Source organism: Gallibacterium sp. ZY190522, assembly GCF_054166015.1.
Window position 1 is genome coordinate 1,194,750 of sequence record NZ_CM135118.1, and the last position, 15,946, is coordinate 1,210,695.

General features: G+C 37.7%; 16 protein-coding genes. 8 read left to right on the plus strand and 8 right to left on the minus strand.

Annotated elements, in window-relative coordinates:
- Nucleotide 1 precedes the first annotated feature (1 nt).
- Nucleotides 2-1,072, plus strand: a complete 1,071-nt coding sequence (gene lptG, locus ACXPAV_RS05820) for an LPS export ABC transporter permease LptG (protein WP_458004335.1) — start codon at nucleotides 2-4, stop codon at nucleotides 1,070-1,072.
- Nucleotides 1,073-1,152: 80 nt separating this feature from the next.
- On the opposite strand, the gene ACXPAV_RS05825 is transcribed toward lptG, so the two are convergent.
- The gene (locus ACXPAV_RS05825; protein ID WP_039171195.1) at nucleotides 1,153-1,821 is read right to left on the minus strand and encodes a YtjB family periplasmic protein; all 669 of its coding nucleotides are present in this window, start codon (nucleotides 1,819-1,821) and stop codon (nucleotides 1,153-1,155) included.
- A gap of 88 nt (nucleotides 1,822-1,909) precedes the next feature.
- On the opposite strand from ACXPAV_RS05825, the gene serB reads away from it, so the two are divergent.
- The 6 genes from serB (at nucleotide 1,910) to ACXPAV_RS05855 (ending at nucleotide 6,450) form a co-directional block, all read left to right on the plus strand.
- Nucleotides 1,910-2,836 carry a phosphoserine phosphatase gene (gene serB / locus ACXPAV_RS05830; protein WP_458004336.1) on the plus strand — a complete coding sequence of 309 codons (927 nt, stop codon included), beginning with the start codon at nucleotides 1,910-1,912 and terminating at the stop codon, nucleotides 2,834-2,836.
- A 12-nt stretch (nucleotides 2,837-2,848) separates the two neighbouring features.
- Nucleotides 2,849-3,340, plus strand: a complete 492-nt coding sequence (locus ACXPAV_RS05835) for a YajQ family cyclic di-GMP-binding protein (protein WP_018345759.1) — start codon at nucleotides 2,849-2,851, stop codon at nucleotides 3,338-3,340.
- 21 nt (nucleotides 3,341-3,361) lie between these two features.
- Nucleotides 3,362-3,526, plus strand: coding sequence for a DUF5363 family protein (locus tag ACXPAV_RS05840; protein WP_167333068.1), 165 nt, complete (start codon nucleotides 3,362-3,364; stop codon nucleotides 3,524-3,526).
- A gap of 84 nt (nucleotides 3,527-3,610) precedes the next feature.
- Nucleotides 3,611-5,626 (plus strand): NAD-dependent DNA ligase LigA, encoded by a 2,016-nt coding sequence (gene ligA / locus ACXPAV_RS05845; RefSeq protein ID WP_458004337.1) that lies wholly within the window; start codon nucleotides 3,611-3,613, stop codon nucleotides 5,624-5,626.
- A gap of 204 nt (nucleotides 5,627-5,830) precedes the next feature.
- Nucleotides 5,831-6,097, plus strand: a complete 267-nt coding sequence (locus ACXPAV_RS05850; protein WP_018345762.1) for an AbrB/MazE/SpoVT family DNA-binding domain-containing protein — start codon at nucleotides 5,831-5,833, stop codon at nucleotides 6,095-6,097.
- Nucleotides 6,097-6,450, plus strand: a complete 354-nt coding sequence (locus ACXPAV_RS05855; RefSeq protein ID WP_039135860.1) for a type II toxin-antitoxin system PemK/MazF family toxin — start codon at nucleotides 6,097-6,099, stop codon at nucleotides 6,448-6,450. Before ACXPAV_RS05850 ends, ACXPAV_RS05855 begins: the two co-directional genes overlap by 1 nt.
- A gap of 100 nt (nucleotides 6,451-6,550) precedes the next feature.
- Here the strand turns inward: ACXPAV_RS05855 and ACXPAV_RS05860 are convergent, their stop codons facing one another.
- The 3 genes from ACXPAV_RS05860 to ACXPAV_RS05870 all read right to left on the minus strand — a co-directional run bounded on the left by ACXPAV_RS05860 (nucleotide 6,551) and on the right by ACXPAV_RS05870 (nucleotide 8,487).
- Nucleotides 6,551-7,018 (minus strand): GNAT family N-acetyltransferase, encoded by a 468-nt coding sequence (locus ACXPAV_RS05860; RefSeq protein WP_018345767.1) that lies wholly within the window; start codon nucleotides 7,016-7,018, stop codon nucleotides 6,551-6,553.
- A 2-nt stretch (nucleotides 7,019-7,020) separates the two neighbouring features.
- Nucleotides 7,021-7,281 carry a type II toxin-antitoxin system TacA family antitoxin gene (locus tag ACXPAV_RS05865; RefSeq protein WP_021462499.1) on the minus strand — a complete coding sequence of 87 codons (261 nt, stop codon included), beginning with the start codon at nucleotides 7,279-7,281 and terminating at the stop codon, nucleotides 7,021-7,023.
- 153 nt (nucleotides 7,282-7,434) lie between these two features.
- Complete coding sequence (locus tag ACXPAV_RS05870; protein ID WP_458004338.1) at nucleotides 7,435-8,487, minus strand: porin; 1,053 nt, start codon at nucleotides 8,485-8,487, stop codon at nucleotides 7,435-7,437.
- A gap of 766 nt (nucleotides 8,488-9,253) precedes the next feature.
- Here ACXPAV_RS05870 and ACXPAV_RS05875 point away from each other — a divergent pair.
- A complete protein-coding gene (locus ACXPAV_RS05875) occupies nucleotides 9,254-10,315 on the plus strand; it encodes a porin (protein ID WP_285099277.1) in 1,062 nt (353 codons plus the stop codon).
- 311 nt (nucleotides 10,316-10,626) lie between these two features.
- Here ACXPAV_RS05875 and ACXPAV_RS05880 read toward each other — a convergent pair whose 3' ends face one another.
- The 4 genes from ACXPAV_RS05880 to infB all read right to left on the minus strand — a co-directional run bounded on the left by ACXPAV_RS05880 (nucleotide 10,627) and on the right by infB (nucleotide 15,931).
- Entirely contained in the window at nucleotides 10,627-11,676 is a 1,050-nt protein-coding gene (locus ACXPAV_RS05880) for a porin (RefSeq protein ID WP_039136325.1), read from the minus strand.
- A gap of 235 nt (nucleotides 11,677-11,911) precedes the next feature.
- Nucleotides 11,912-12,835, minus strand: coding sequence for a tRNA pseudouridine(55) synthase TruB (gene truB / locus ACXPAV_RS05885; protein ID WP_039136324.1), 924 nt, complete (start codon nucleotides 12,833-12,835; stop codon nucleotides 11,912-11,914).
- Nucleotides 12,835-13,221, minus strand: a complete 387-nt coding sequence (gene rbfA / locus ACXPAV_RS05890; protein ID WP_039136323.1) for a 30S ribosome-binding factor RbfA — start codon at nucleotides 13,219-13,221, stop codon at nucleotides 12,835-12,837. Before rbfA ends, truB begins: the two co-directional genes overlap by 1 nt.
- 139 nt (nucleotides 13,222-13,360) lie before the next feature.
- On the minus strand, nucleotides 13,361-15,931 hold the full coding sequence (gene infB, locus ACXPAV_RS05895; RefSeq protein WP_458004339.1) for a translation initiation factor IF-2: 2,571 nt from the start codon (nucleotides 15,929-15,931) through the stop codon (nucleotides 13,361-13,363).
- Between the last annotated feature and the right edge of the window lie 15 nt (nucleotides 15,932-15,946).

Genomic DNA, 15,946 nt, shown 5'->3' on the forward strand with positions numbered 1-15,946 from the left:
TATGTTTAATACCTTAGATCGTTATATCGGTAAAACAATTTTAGCGACTATTTTTGTTGTTTTATTTTTATTAGTCGGGCTTTCTGCCATTATCAAGTTTGTTGAACAGTTCCGTGCTATCGGCGAAGGAAATTATGACACAGCTAAAGCCATCGCCTACACCCTGCTCACTATTCCGAAAGATATTGAAACTTTTTTCCCAATGGCGGCATTGCTAGGAGCGTTAATCGGTTTAGGCTCTTTAGCTTCAAACAGTGAGCTAGTCGTAATGCAAGCTTCCGGTTTTTCACGTTTTCAAATCGGCTTATCGGTTATGAAAGTTGCTATTCCATTGATTATTCTTAATATGGCATTGGGTGAATGGGGAATCCCACAGACGGAGCAGTTTGCAAGAGAAATGCGTTATAAATCGCTTACTGGTGGCTCACTGCTTTCGGTTAAAGGTTCAGTATGGGCGAAAGATGGTAACAGTTTTGTTTATATTCAACATATTCCAAAAGAAAATCAGTTAAACGGCATTTATATCTATCAATTTGATCAACATCGTAATTTACAAAAAATGAGTCAAGCCAATCGGGCAACTTATGCAAATAACGAATGGCGTTTTAATCAAATTTCAGAATCGGAGCTAAACGGTGATCATATCACTAACCAAAAATATCTAAATAAAGTTTGGGAAACTAGCATTACTCCAGATAAATTAGGGATGGTGTCATTAAGACCTAGTATGCTATCAATTACAGGGTTATCAGACTATATCCAATTCTTAAAAAATACCGGACAAGATACGAAAACGTTTGAACTCACCTATTGGCGAAAATTATTACAACCAATTTCTATCAGCGTTATGATGCTTTTGGCACTGTCATTTATTTTCGGCCCATTACGTAGTGTTACTTCCGGCGTACGTGTGGTAACAGGAATCTGTTGTGGTTTTGCTTTTTATGTTTTGGATCAAGTCTTCGGGCCATTAAGTTTAGTCTATAATATTCCACCGTTTATCGGTGCATTAGCGCCAAGCATCTTCTTTGCAGCCATTATTTGGTGGTTAATGGTTCATAAACGGCATTAATTCCCCAATGTTTAATCAAACAAAAAGTGAGATCAAAATAACGATCTCACTTTTTGTAGTTACGCTAATTACCACTTTCATTATCGCTTAAAACGCCGGCGTTGTTGATGAAATGCTTTGGAACGCTGTTGATTTTCTTGTACCTTTCTTAATATTCTCATCGGCACTAATTTAATTTTTCTACGTCGAAAGAAATGGTGAAAACTGCTGGCAATCACAGCCCCTACCAACAAAATAACAATCACTTCAGCATATAAATAGCGAAACTGTTGATTAATCTTACTCTCGCTAGTTTGCCCGTATTGCCCATCAAAAGTTACTCGTAAAAAGCCAATCACACTGTTTCCATCAAAAATCGGTTCAACAATCTGTTGTGTCTGTTGCAATGATTTTTCCCCTTCTAAACCTAACTGTTGCCGCAAATTAAGCGCATTGCGACTTTGAGCCAACAACTCACCATTGCCACTATAAACCGAAGCGTCTAGCACAAATTTTTCTCGACTTAGTGTCGTTAGTTGATCCGCCAGTTTCTCTACAGAAACATTATTATTTAATAAAGACGAAAATAGATTAGCCTGTTGTCTTACCAAAATATGCGACAAATTAGACACCTGATTAATACTCGCCAATTGCGAACCGAATTTAAACTGATTTATGCCAAATAAAATAGTCGCAATTGTAAAACCACTAACAAGCAAAATAGCGATCAGTAGCAAAATTTTGACACTCTTCTCTCTTACTGTATGCAAGTTATTACCTTTATATTTCTATTCTGAGCAATTTGTGATTAAATGCGGATTGTAGCTTTTCTTTTCATTCTAAAAAAGGTTTTTTTATATGCAAACTCTCGTTCCCGTAATCAATAAACCGGATAATTATCGTGCCGATCAGCAGCAATTTTTACTCTATTGCCAAAATTTCGATATTAACAAATTAGCTCAATTCAGCGCCCAAACTACCGATATTTCGCTACTTGCCGAATGGGATATTTTTGATTATCACTGTGTAATGATGCAACACGACCAACCACAAAATTATATTGAGCTTGCACACCAATACGGTTTTGATCTTTTTGTGATCAGCGGCTATCCATTGCTTGAAAAAGCCGGTTTACTGGTGATGGATATGGACTCCACCGCCATTCAAATTGAATGTATTGATGAAGTGGCAAAATTAGCCGGAACTGGAGAAATGGTTACCTCAATTACAGAAAGTGCAATGCGTGGTGAACTTGATTTCAAACAGAGTTTACGCAAACGTGTAGGCACCTTAAAAGGTGCGCCGGCAACCATTTTAGATCAAGTACGCAATAATTTACCGATTATGCCCGGTTTAGAGCAGACAATCTCCGAATTACAGAAACTCGGTTGGAAAGTGGCTATTGCTTCCGGCGGTTTTACCTATTTCGCTGAAGTGTTGCAAAAAAAATTCGGTTTAGTTGCCGTCCACGCCAACCGCTTTGCGATTGAAAACGGCATTTTAACCGGCGAAGTAGACGGCGAAATCGTGGATGCCCAATATAAAGCCAATGTATTGCGTCAATTAACGCAACAATACCAAATTGAGCCGAACCAAACCATCGCCATCGGTGACGGTGCAAACGACCTATTAATGATGCAGACTGCGGCACTCGGCGTTGCTTATCACGCCAAACCGAAAGTGCAACAACAGGCGCAAACTATGGTAAACTTCGCAGACTTAACTGCGTTGTTGTGCATTTTGAGTGCCAACCAACAACAATATAATTTTCAACAACAAAAATAATGAGGAAATAAGATGCCTTCTTTTGATATTGTTTCAGAAATTACTATGCACGAAGTTAAAAATGCGGTGGATAATGCCAATCGTGATTTAAGCAATCGCTGGGATTTCCGCAATGTCAGTGCTTCGATTGAATTAAATGAAAAAAATGAAACCATCAAGGTTGCCACCGAATCCGATTTCCAAGTAGAACAATTAATTGATATTTTGCGTAATGCGATGCAAAAACGGAATATTGAGCCGAGCGCATTGGAAATTCCGGAAAATTATGAGCATAGCGGCAAAACCTACTCCAAAGAGATTAAAGTTAAACAGGGAATTGAAACCGATCTTGCGAAGAAAATCAGCAAAATGATCAAAGATTCCAAATTAAAAGTTCAAACCCAAATTCAAGGTGATAAAATTCGTGTTACCGGAAAATCCCGTGATGATTTACAAAGTGTAATTCAATTAGTCAAATCTGCTGAATTGGGACAACCTTTCCAATTTAATAACTTCCGCGATTAACGCTGAATAAGGAGGAACACTATGCCACAAAGTGAAAAGAAACCGAGTATTTTTAAACAATGGTTAAAAAAATATGATGATTTCTGTCGTGAACTTGGCATTGATCAAGGTGCTTGCCGAAGTTGTGTTCCTATCTATAAACAAGATCCGGAAACGGAAAAACCGGCAGAGAAAAAAGCCAGTTAATTAATCACTCACACTTAATTCATTACAGTTAATCGGTTGTTACCGATTAACTTTTTTATTTCAAATTTTACAGTAATGCACATTATGAACACCCTTCAACAACAGATTGAACAACTAAGAAATGATCTTCGTTACCACGAATATCAATATCACGTTCTCGACAATCCGATAATTCCGGATGCAGAATATGATCGAATGATGAACCAATTAAAACGTCTAGAAGCTGAACATCCCGAATTGATCACGGACGACTCCCCGACACAACGTGTTGGAGCAAAACCGGCAAACGGTTTTCAACAAATTCGTCACGAATTACCAATGTTATCACTTGATAACGCATTCTCAGACGAAGAGTTTTTTGCATTTATTCACCGCATTGAAGATCGACTCGGTGTATTGCCTGATCCATTCACATTCTGCTGTGAACCAAAATTAGACGGCTTGGCAGTCAGCATTCTTTATGTTAACGGAAAATTAACGCAAGCGGCAACACGTGGCGATGGTGTTACCGGTGAAGATATTACCGCCAATATCCGCACTATTCGCAACATTCCACTACAACTACGCACCGCTACACCGCCAGCTCGTTTAGAAGTGCGTGGTGAAGTCTTTATGCCTCACGACGGTTTTGAACGTTTAAACAATCACGCACTAGAACACGGCGAAAAAACCTTTGCCAATCCGCGTAATGCTGCTGCCGGTTCACTACGACAACTCGATCCGCAAGTCACTTATCATCGTCCGTTAATGTTGAATGCTTACGGTATCGGCATTGCAGAAGGCATTGAATTACCGAATACTCATTATGATCGTTTACAATGGCTGAAAAGCATCGGTATTCCGGTTAATAAAGAAATCCGTCTTTGTAACGGCACACAAGAAGTTTTAAGTTTCTACCATTCTATTGCTGAAAAACGTAGCCAACTTGGTTACGATATTGATGGAACCGTGCTAAAAGTGAATAGTATCGCATTACAAGAGCAACTTGGTTTTATTTCTCGCGCACCACGTTGGGCGATTGCCTATAAATTTCCGGCACAAGAAGAATTAACTATCCTAAATGATGTTGAATTTCAGGTAGGACGCACTGGAGCGATCACACCGGTAGCGAAACTTGAACCTGTTTATGTTGCCGGTGTAACTGTCAGCAATGCAACACTGCACAACGGAGATGAAATTGCTCGTTTAGATATTGCAATCGGCGATACCGTTATTATCCGCCGTGCCGGTGATGTGATTCCGCAAATTATCGGTGTGGTTCACAATCGCCGTCCACCAGATGCTAAACCGATAATTTTCCCGACTCGCTGTCCGGTTTGTGATTCAGCAATTGTACGTATTGACGGCGAAGCAGTTGCCCGTTGTACCGGTGGATTGGTATGCGAAGCACAACGGAAAGAGGGCTTAAAACATTTCGTTTCACGCAAAGCAATGGATATTGACGGTGTCGGCGATAAATTAATCGAACAATTGGTAGATCGTGAATATCTACATACACCTGCTGATCTCTTCACCTTAAGCAAAGAAACCTTGATGGGGTTAGAGCGTATGGGGGCAAAATCAGCAGAAAAAGCGCTTGCCAGTATCGAAAAAGCGAAAAAAACTACCCTTGCCCGTTTCCTTTTTGCGTTGGGTATCCGTGAAGTTGGAGAAGCAACTGCACGCAATTTGGCTAACCATTTTCATACTTTGGAAAACATTAAAAACGCCACATTTGAACAGTTACAGCAGGTGCAAGATATCGGTGAAGTGGTCGCCAACCGCATTATTCTGTTCTGGCAAGAAGAACATAACCGCAACGTAGTAGAAAAATTGATTGAACAGGGAGTAACTTGGGATGATGTCGCTATCAAAGAAATTTCTGATAATCCACTTAAAGAAAAAACCGTAGTACTTACCGGCACATTAACACAAATGACGCGCGATCAGGCGAAAGCGTTGTTATTGCAGTTAGGCTGTAAAGTTACTGGCAGTGTTTCCAGCAAAACCGATTTTGTTATTGCCGGTGATAACGCCGGTTCAAAATTGCAGAAAGCGGAAAGTTTGGGCATAAAAATCTTAACTGAACAGCAATTTTTAGACTTAATTCCGCAAGATTAACTTTCACTGCATCATCATAGCTCTCTGAAAGAGGGCTATGTTATCTGGGATTAAACGCGCCTTTTTAGTTCATCACATTTTCAATCGGTACTGATTTGCTAAAAACCCAATAAACATCCGCAGATGATTGACATCAGATTAAAAAATGACACAATAACGTATCACTAAATGATACATCAACCAACGAACATAGGAAGATATCTGATGAATATGAGATTACAAATAAAACAATGGGGAAATAGTAAAGCCATTCGCCTACCAAAAGAGCTTACTCATTCTATGAACCTTGATATGGGTGATTTTTTAGAATTAGAACAAATTGATGATAATACACTTAGAGTAGTCGTTGTGCCTCATAAAAAAACAACAAAAAGATTAACATTAAACGAACGCATCGCAATGACTGCATCTAAAGAGTTACCTACCATCAAAGAATGGGATGATCTACAACCGACAGGAAGCGAAATTTAATGGCAAAATCTGCAATAAAAAGAGGCGATATCATCACAGTTTGCTTAAACCCAGTGGTTGGCAAAGAGTTGCAAGGTGAAAGACGCCCAGCATTAGTATTAAGCGATAAAACGTTTCATAATTTAGGCTTTATGATGATTGCGCCTATTACACAAGGAAATGCCGCACTTGCCAGAGATAACGGTTTTGCCGTCACCCTAAGTGGAACCGGTTGTAAAACACAAGGAGTTATTGTTGCATACCAAGCCAGAATAATCGATTTTAGAGGCAGAAATGCCCAAAAAGTTGAATCTGTACCTAATTATATTTTGTCTGAAGTACAAGATATTGTTGAAGCAATTTTAAGAGATTAATTTTTAACGACAAACAGTCAATACTGTCCGATGCCCGACCAAGAGATAATCGCTAAAAAATCTTAGCCCTCTGTGAAAAGAGGGCTATCTTTTGAACTCATCACAATTTCAACATTAATAATCTGTCATCAATAGGAGAGGGTTGAAACCCATAATTTAAATAAAATCGCCTTGCATTATCGTTAAGTGCGTGTACCAACAAGGCTTTCACGCCGACTTGTTCTGCTACAATTTTTGCTCGTAATACCGCATCTTTAAGCAAAGCAGCACCTAATTTTTGCCCTTGATATTTCACGTCTATGGCGAGTCTGCCTAACACAATAACGGGAATCGGTTCGGGCATATTACGTTTTAATGCGCCGGATACAAACTGATGCGTTACTGATCCTGCGGCTAAAGCATAAAAACCGACAACAACATTTTCGTTGCAAATCACAAATGTTCTACTTGCTTGATTTTGCTGATTTTTCAAGGCATTACGCTTAAGCCACAAATTTAGCACCTCTTCACCGCAATCGAACAAGCTCAAATGATGATGGGACTTCAATAATTCAGGCGCGGAATACATTTTTACTCCCACGGTGATTTAATATTCATTAATTTTTCTAGACCGGCATTTGTTGAATGAGGTTGCTCCAGTATCTCAATAAAACGATTAAATTTTTCATCATTTAATTGGAATACTGTTCTATCTAAAATCACATTTTGAGCATAGATACAGGCGGCATCCAGCATAAAATCGGACCGCGTTTTACCAAGCAAAGACGCAGCATAATCAATTAAATCACGCTGACTGGGTTCGGCTCGTAAGTTAATCGCTGCAGTACGCATAATTCTCTCCATTATCTACTAATACACAATCAATATACAAATTGTATTGTGTATTGATTGTATATGCAACATTATTGCGTAATGGATTTAATTAATTATAAAAAAACCCCGAGAAAATTCTCGGGGTTATAGAGGTATGTTTATTGATAACGATTAGAAGTAGACACGGAAACCTACGCCAACACGATTATCTGTTTCTTTATCTCCATCTTGGTTTTTATATTTGAATGTACCAGCTTCTAAGTAAGTGACTACAGATTTAGTAAACCAATAATCTGTACCTAAGATATAGGCATTAAGCTTAGTATATTTTTCACCATCTGCTGAAGTTGCTTTACCATTAATATATTCACCATAAAGAGAAGCATTGTCTAAGTATTTATATTTAGCACCCACTTCTAATGCACGCAATTTATTAAATGGAATTGCTTCGGCATGTAGTTCTTTATCAAATTTGTAGCCGATTCCATCAAAATCATCTGTTGCTTTTTTCTGTGAATAGTCAACACCAAGAGAGAATGGACCAGATACCAATTCAGCGCCTACTAAGAAAGCATTTACTTTATGTTCTTTAATAGGATTATTTTTATATTCATCCACTTTGACTTGTGAAAAACCTGCTTCAAAATTTAATTTAGTATCAGCTGCAAATTCTGGTGTAGTATAAAATGCAGATACACCAAATCCTGAGCCGTTGTTAAATTCATCTTTATCTTTTTCACCAAAGAGATAATCTAGACCGAAGCTAAAACCGGCAAAATCTGCAGAACGGAATTTCGCCACTTTATCGCCATCAGTTTTAGTTTGTTTTATACCACCCAAATCATAGGTATAGTCTGAAACAGCAACATCATCAAGATTGGTTGGTTGTTTACCAAAGGTTAAAGTACCTACACCCTCTTTTGCAAAGCCGGCATAAACACGTTTCGCTTCAATATCACCAAATGATTTTTTATCATTGGCATCAAAACGAATTTCTAAATTAGCTAATGCACTGTAACCATCACCTAAATCTTGAGTTCCTTTAATAATGACACGAGAACCTGCATTTTTAAGATCGGCACGTTCTCCGGTATTTTTAGAGAGAAGTACACGGAAAGATCCGGCAACTTCAACCTTAGTACCATCCTGGTTATAAACTACGGCTGCGTTTGCGGAAGTGGCTGCTACTGCTGCAACTGCCAATGCGACTAATGTTTTTTTCATAATTGACACCTCTGTGTTAATTGTTACTTTGCTTATCGCTCCGTAACAGTGTTTGCTTTGATAATCTATGATTATCGACCATTTAAATTCTGTATAGATACTACACCCAGTTTATTATCTGTCAAATTTTTTTCATTTTTAGGGAACTTTTTTAAAAAACATTTAAAATCAATAAGTTGAAAAAATCTCCAAAATTTTATTATAAAATAATAATAACTTCAAAAATAGTAAAATAAGAAATTATATTTTTTATCTATTTGAAAAATAAAGAATAAATTTATATTTTTATGGTTATTTATTGCTATTTATAAAAAGTTTCGATTTTTTAAAGATTTTTTCAATAATGTGATTTAAATCACAAGAAAAAAATTTTTTTGATTAAAAAATCAACTTGTTTTTTCTAAAAATTTGTTTTTATCTTGCTTTTTAGAAAAATCTATGCGCAAAAAAAAATCACATCTACTAAGTTGTAGGGAATGTATTTTGAAGAGAAAAAAAGGAAATATTCCTAATTAGTTAGAGTATTTATACTAATTTCCGCTACAAAAAAGATACATTTTACATTTAATTGTTTAATTATTGTTCGTTTTATATCGTTTTTTCCAGATTTAATAATGAAAAATACATTCCCTACAACTTAGCGAAAAGGGCATAAAAATTTGCTGATCCTTGATTCATCAAATAAATAACTAAAAAAATATGGGCATCTGTTTATTACTGTTACGGAGCGATAAGCAAAGTAACAATTAACACAGAGGTGTCAATTATGAAAAAAACATTAGTCGCATTGGCAGTTGCAGCAGTAGCAGCCACTTCCGCAAACGCAGCCGTAGTTTATAATCAAGATGGTACTAAAGTTGATGTTGGTGGACAAGTTCGTCTAATTTTATCTAAAGATAAAAATGAGAGAGCAGATCTTAAATATGGTTCATCTCGTATTCACGCAAAAGTAAATCAGGATTTAGGTGATGGCTACAGTGCATTAGGTCATTTAGAAATTGGTCTTAAAGGCGATCAAGATAATGTTACAGTACGTCGTGTTTATGCTGGCTTTGCTAAAGAGGGCATTGGTCAATTAACATTCGGTCGCCAATTATCTAACTTAGATGATTCTGGATTATCAGATTTTACCTATGACTTAGGTGGTATTAATTTAACAATGACAGAGGGTAACAAAGTTGCTCGTTTCCGTAGTGCTGAATTTGCTGGGTTAGAACTAGGTTTAGATTATTTCTTTGGTGAAAATGATAAAAATGAATATAACCATGGCGCTGGATTTGGTACCTCACTATTCTATACTGCTGAAGTTGCTAATAATACTACCTTACAAGTAAATGCTGGCTTTTCTCAAGTTAAAGTGAAAAAAGGTTCATTTGATTTAAGTGAATATAATTTAGCTTCAGTTGACTATGAGGCACACAAATTAAATGCGTTCATTGTTGGTGCAAAACTAACAACAGGTCCTTTTGCTTTTGCTGTTGATTATTCTCAACAAAAAGCATCAAATAACCAAGTTGGTATCGGATTCAAACTACCTCATGATGATGGATTGATTGCCTTCCCAATCAATAAATTACAACAACTTGAAGTTGGCGCAAAATACAATTATTTAGAAAATGCCTCTGTATATGGTGAATATATTTATCGTAAAGCAACCATTTCAAGTGATGATCCAAAAGTAAAAGTAAACGAATTTATCTTAGGTACAGATTATAAATTCGCTAAAAACGTTATTACTTACTTTGAAGCAGGTACAGCAAAAGCTAAATTTGATGGTGAATCAGCAAGAGATCATAAATTACGTGTAGGATTACGTGTCTTATTCTAATTGTTAATAGTTAAACATACCTCTATACCCCGAGAGTTTTCTCGGGGTTTTTTATTATTGACTAATCAAATTTCCCACAAATTTCAATAAGCTTAAACTTGCCAGAATAGAAATAGATTTTAGGCAGAAAGTTATCATTTTTCGAGCATAGCAAGGAGAAGTCTTTTTACTGTTCCAAGATCTACAGTAATGAGAATTGACAAATACACTATTTTCTTAGCTCTCCAAACCCACTTTTCTCATTCGAAATAGTTGGACAAAAAACAAAAACCCCGATCAACTGATCGGGGTTTCACAACTAACAAATTAAATTAGAAATAAACACGGAAACCAACGCCGATTTTGTTATCTCTGTCTTTGTTATTGTCTTGATCTTTATATTGGAATGTACCAGCTTCTAAGTAAGTTACAACTTGTTTAGTAAACCAGTAGTCAGTACCTAGGATAAAGCCGTTCATAGTTACTTTATCATCACCACTGTTTGGAGTTGCTTTCTTGTATTGGTATTCACCATATACTTTCGCATTTTCTAAGTAGTTATATTTAGCACCAACTTCCAATGCTTTAACTTTATGAGCATTAATGCCAACTTCAGTTGTACCAAATTCTAAATTGTTAGTGCCATTAGTAGTGTGTTCTTCAGACCAGTCAACTGCTAATGCAAACGGACCAGTTGCTAATTCAGCACCAACAACATAAGCGCTTTCATTGTAATCTTTTACATTTCTTTCAAATTTCTTAACTTTAGTGTAACCACCGTTAACAGTTAAAGTAGTATCATTGGCAACTTCAGCAGTATAGAATAATGCTGCACCCCAACCTTTACCATTTTGTTCTGTGTCAGAATCTTTTTTCGCATCACCGAAGAAATAATCTGCACCGAAGCTAAAGCCATTCCATTCTACGCTGCGGAATTTAGCCGCTTTATCATCGTGGTTGTGAGTCATTTTCACATCACCTAAATCATAGGTATAGTCAGAAATACCTAAATCATCTTGGTTGGTATTTTGTTTACCGAAAGTTAATGTACCCACTTGATCATAAGCAAATCCTGCATATACATCATGAGCTTCAATTTTATTGAAATCTTCTTTTGCTTCTTTAGTTACTTCATCTCTTGATGAGAAACGTAATTGAGTAGCGGCTAATGCACTGAAGCCATTACCTAAATCTTGAGATGCTTTGATGTCAATGCGTGAACCTGGGTTTTTAAGATCAATACGTTCATTAGAATCTTTTGTTAATTTAACACGGAATTGTCCGCCAACTTCAACTTTAGTACCGTCTTGATTATAAACTACAGCTGCATTTGCTGAAGTTGCTGCTACTGCTACTGCAAGTGCGATTAATGTTTTTTTCATAATTAATACCTCTATAAAAATTTTTTAAGTTACTGTGAACTTTTTAAGAAAATGTAAGTCTAATCGACCTCATTTCGGGGCAAATCCTACGCCAACTTGGGTAGTTGATCAACCTTTATTTATTTTTTAGCCTAAAAAACAGTCAAAAGAACACTTTTTTTGCATAAAAAAAACACAAAACACTCCAAATGATGTTTTTTTAGACAAATTTTTAAACTATTTTTCCTAAATTTGTTTAATCTTCTCTTGCAACTTGACTGACCAATCTACGAGGGTGTAGCACATTATTAACTATCTCCGCTACCCCAATAAAATGTGCATTTTCATCATAAATTCGGTAGTGCATTGTGGCTAATGGTTGCGTCAATTTGATACGTTGCCCAAATATTAATTTTTCAGCCTGTTGCAAGGGTAATATCAATTTGGGCAAGCTCGCAACCGCCGTATCTATTGGCAATAATAATCTATCTAAAGCGGTAAAATCGTGACTTTGCGCTAATTCTGCCAACTGTTCCATTGTTACCATTGCTTCATAAGGATAATTCGCTACTTTGGTACGTCGCAACATTGTAACGTGTGCACCGCAACCAAGATATTCACCGAGATCATCAATCAATGTTCGGATATAAGTGCCTTTTGAACAATGCACTGATAAAGTGAGATAAGGTTTCTGATATTCAATAAAATCAATTGAGAAAATAGTAATTGGTCGAGCTTGACGCTCAACAGTAATACCTGCACGCGCATATTCATAAAGCGGTTTCCCTTGATATTTTAGTGCAGAAAACATTGTTGGCACTTGTTGTAACTTACCAGTAAAATGAGGCAATGCTGATTTAATTTGTTCTAAGTCCACATTAATTGCTTTGCGTTCCACCACAGTGCCTTCTGCATCGGAAGTATCTGTGCGTTCACCTAGTTTTGCTGTAACCAAATAACATTTATCGGCATCAAGCAAATGTTGCGAAAATTTGGTCGCTTCGCCAAAACAAATAGGTAACATTCCTGTCGCCAACGGATCCAATGCCCCTGTATGACCAGCTTTATTTGCTTGAAAATAGCGCTTTACTTGCTGCATTACTCCATTTGAACTGTTGCCTTGCGGTTTATCCAACAGAATAATACCGTGTAAATCTCGTCCTTTTTTCTTTACCACCATTACTCCTGATCTTCGTGATGTTTTGCTTTATCCCGATTAATCACTTCTGTCACTAGATTAGACATTTTCATTCCTTCAACCAGCGAATTATCGTAAACAAAACGTAATTCCGGCACAATACGTAAACGCATTGCTTTACCCAATAACGAACGGATATAAGGTGAGGCATTATGTAATCCCTCCATTCCCTGTTCTATCTGTTGTTCATCCTCATCAAAAAGAAAAGTAACAAAAATTTTAGCATAAGCTAAATCTTTCGATACTTCTACATCAGAAACAGTTACCATACCAATTCGAGGATCTTTGACTTCACGTTGCAAAATAACTGCAATCTCTTTTTTAATTTCTTGTGCAACTCGTTGTGCACGGCTGAATTCTCTTGCCATAATTGCCTCCTTAATAAAAAAGCGGCAATAATTACCGCCTTAAAAATTTATTCCATTAAGTGATTCTGAGTTTATCTTTTAAAAGTGAATGCCGACATTTACCACCACTCACTTTCCTATTATTGATAATGCTCAGCTATTATTCAATTGAGCGTTTTACTTCAACAGTTTCAAATACTTCTATTTGGTCTCCGACACGAACATCGTTATAGTTCTTCACGCCGATACCACATTCCATACCATTACGCACTTCATTCACATCATCTTTAAAGCGTCGCAATGATTCAAGTTCTCCCTCATAAATCACCACATTATCACGTAACACACGGATTGGATTATGACGTTTAACTACCCCTTCAATTACCATACAACCAGCAATTGCACCAAATTTCGGTGAACGGAACACATCACGTACTTCTGCGAGACCGATAATTTCCTGTTTAAATTCAGGTTGAAGCATACCGCTTAATGCCGCTTTGATTTCATTGATCAAATCATAAATAACGGAGTAATAACGAAGATCAAGATTCTCCGCTTCAACCACTTTACGTGCTGAGGCATCGGCACGTACATTGAAACCAACAATGATAGCATTAGAAGCCGCAGCTAAAGTCGCATCGGTTTCGGTAATTCCACCTACACCTGAACCAACAATTTTTACTTTTACTTCATCAGTTGAAAGCTCTAACAATGCTTGACAGATAGCCTCTACCGAACCTTGAACGTCCGCTTTAACGATAATATTCAATTCTGAAACATCGCCCTCAGTCATACTGCTGAACATATTTTCAAGTTTCGCTTTTTGTTGACGAGCCAATTTCACTTCACGGAATTTACCTTGACGATATAATGCGACTTCACGAGCCTTTTTCTCATCACGAACAACCGTCATTTCATCCCCAGCTGAAGGCACGCCGGAAAGCCCTAAAATCTCTACCGGAATAGATGGACCGGCACTTTTTACTTCTTTACCGATTTCATTACGCATTGCACGCACACGACCGTACTCTAATCCGCACAGTACAGTATCGCCACGGTTTAATGTGCCAGATTGCACCAATACTGTTGCCACTGGACCTCGACCTTTATCAAGGTAAGACTCAATAACAACTCCTGTTGCCATACCATCTTTGACCGCTTTCAACTCAAGCACTTCAGCTTGTAACAAAATAGCATCTAATAGCTCATCAATTCCAATGCCTTTCTTTGCTGAAACATTAACAAATTGAGTATCGCCACCCCAATCTTCTGAAATAACACCATATTGTGAAAGTTCAGTTTTCACTCGATCTGGATCAGCTTCAGGCTTATCAATTTTGTTTACTGCCACTACTAATGGCACATTTGCCGCTTTAGCGTGTTGAATTGCTTCAATAGTTTGTGGCATTACACCATCATCCGCTGCTACAACTAACACAACAATATCAGTAGCTTGCGCACCACGAGCTCGCATAGAAGTAAATGCAGCGTGTCCTGGAGTATCTAAGAAGGTAATATCTCCGTTTGGTGTATGCACGTGATAAGCACCGATATGTTGGGTAATTCCTCCTGCCTCGCCTGCAGCCACTTTCGCTTTACGAATATAGTCAAGCAATGAAGTTTTACCGTGGTCAACGTGTCCCATTATGGTTACTACTGGCGCACGTGGTTCTGCTTCCGCATTCATATCACGATCACTTAATATCGCTTCTTCCAATTCGTTTTCACGGCGTAACACCACTTTATGTCCCATTTCTTCAGCAACTAATTGTGCTGTTTCTTGGTCGATAACTTGGTTAATGGTTGCCATTGCCCCCATTTTCATCATCGTTTTGATTACTTCGGTCGCCTTCACTGCCATTTTATTCGCTAATTCACCGACAGTAATGGTTTCACCAATCACGACATCACGAGTAACAGGTTGTGCCGGTTTAGTAAAGCCTTGTTGCAATGCACTCTTACGATTAGATTTCTTACCTTTCGCATTTTGTTGCTGATTATTACGGCGATTCGCTTCACGTTCGTTTTTAGAAGACTCCTCGTCACGATTGTTTTTCTTCGCTTTCGCTACTTTCTTACCACGACCACGATTTTCATTGCGGCGCTCTTCTTCATTTTCAGCCTCACGAGCATAAGAAGAAGTTAAGTGATAATCGGAATAGTCATCCACATCATCATCGCTAAAATTGTCATCTTCAAAATCAGCATAGCGTTTGGCATCTTCTGCCGCTTTGCGAGCTTGCTCTTCCGCTTTTTGGCGTGCGGCTTCTTCTGCTCTACGACGAAATTCCTCTTCTTCCGCTTTGCGTTTCTGTTTATTTTCGTCTTTTACAGCGGTTTTCTTGGTTGTCTCAGCTTTTGTAGCATCTGCCACTTTCACCTGTTCAGCTTCTTTTTTCGCCTGCTCTTGCGCCTCTTTTTGCGCTTTGGCTTCCGCCTCTTTTTGTGCTTTAGCTTCCGCCTCTTTTTGTGCTTTGGCTTCCGCCTCTTTTTGTGCTTTGGCTTCCGCTTCTTTTTGTGCTTTGGCTTCCGCTTCTTTTTTCGCTTTAGCTTCCGCTTCTTCTTTAGCGTGAGTATCGATCACACGTGTTTTACGTGTCTCAATTTTTACTTCTTTGCTTTTGCCACTACCATTTTGTTGCACTGTTAAGGTGCTGTGTGTTGAACGTTTTAATTTCAACTTGGTTGGCTTTTTCTCTGTTAATTGGGTATCAGTTTTTTTATCACTCATCTGTACGCCACCTTA

Bases quoted from the DNA above. Each gene is read 5' to 3' on its own strand.
- ACXPAV_RS05860 (WP_018345767.1), bottom strand. From the start codon at position 7,018: ATGTATTCCGCGCCTGAATTATTGAAGTCCCATCATCATTTGAGCTTG.
- ACXPAV_RS05880 (WP_039136325.1), bottom strand. From the start codon at position 11,676: ATGAAAAAAACATTAATCGCACTTGCAGTAGCAGTAGCAGCAACTTCA.
- ACXPAV_RS05870 (WP_458004338.1), bottom strand. From the start codon at position 8,487: ATGAAAAAAACATTAGTCGCATTGGCAGTTGCAGCAGTAGCAGCCACT.
- ACXPAV_RS05850 (WP_018345762.1), top strand. From the start codon at position 5,831: ATGAATATGAGATTACAAATAAAACAATGGGGAAATAGTAAAGCCATT.
- ACXPAV_RS05865 (WP_021462499.1), bottom strand. From the start codon at position 7,281: ATGCGTACTGCAGCGATTAACTTACGAGCCGAACCCAGTCAGCGTGAT.
- ligA (WP_458004337.1), top strand. From the start codon at position 3,611: ATGAACACCCTTCAACAACAGATTGAACAACTAAGAAATGATCTTCGT.
- infB (WP_458004339.1), bottom strand. From the start codon at position 15,931: ATGAGTGATAAAAAAACTGATACCCAATTAACAGAGAAAAAGCCAACC.
- ACXPAV_RS05875 (WP_285099277.1), top strand. From the start codon at position 9,254: ATGAAAAAAACATTAGTCGCATTGGCAGTTGCAGCAGTAGCAGCCACT.
- ACXPAV_RS05835 (WP_018345759.1), top strand. From the start codon at position 2,849: ATGCCTTCTTTTGATATTGTTTCAGAAATTACTATGCACGAAGTTAAA.
- ACXPAV_RS05840 (WP_167333068.1), top strand. From the start codon at position 3,362: ATGCCACAAAGTGAAAAGAAACCGAGTATTTTTAAACAATGGTTAAAA.
- serB (WP_458004336.1), top strand. From the start codon at position 1,910: ATGCAAACTCTCGTTCCCGTAATCAATAAACCGGATAATTATCGTGCC.
- ACXPAV_RS05855 (WP_039135860.1), top strand. From the start codon at position 6,097: ATGGCAAAATCTGCAATAAAAAGAGGCGATATCATCACAGTTTGCTTA.
- lptG (WP_458004335.1), top strand. From the start codon at position 2: ATGTTTAATACCTTAGATCGTTATATCGGTAAAACAATTTTAGCGACT.
- truB (WP_039136324.1), bottom strand. From the start codon at position 12,835: ATGGTGGTAAAGAAAAAAGGACGAGATTTACACGGTATTATTCTGTTG.
- rbfA (WP_039136323.1), bottom strand. From the start codon at position 13,221: ATGGCAAGAGAATTCAGCCGTGCACAACGAGTTGCACAAGAAATTAAA.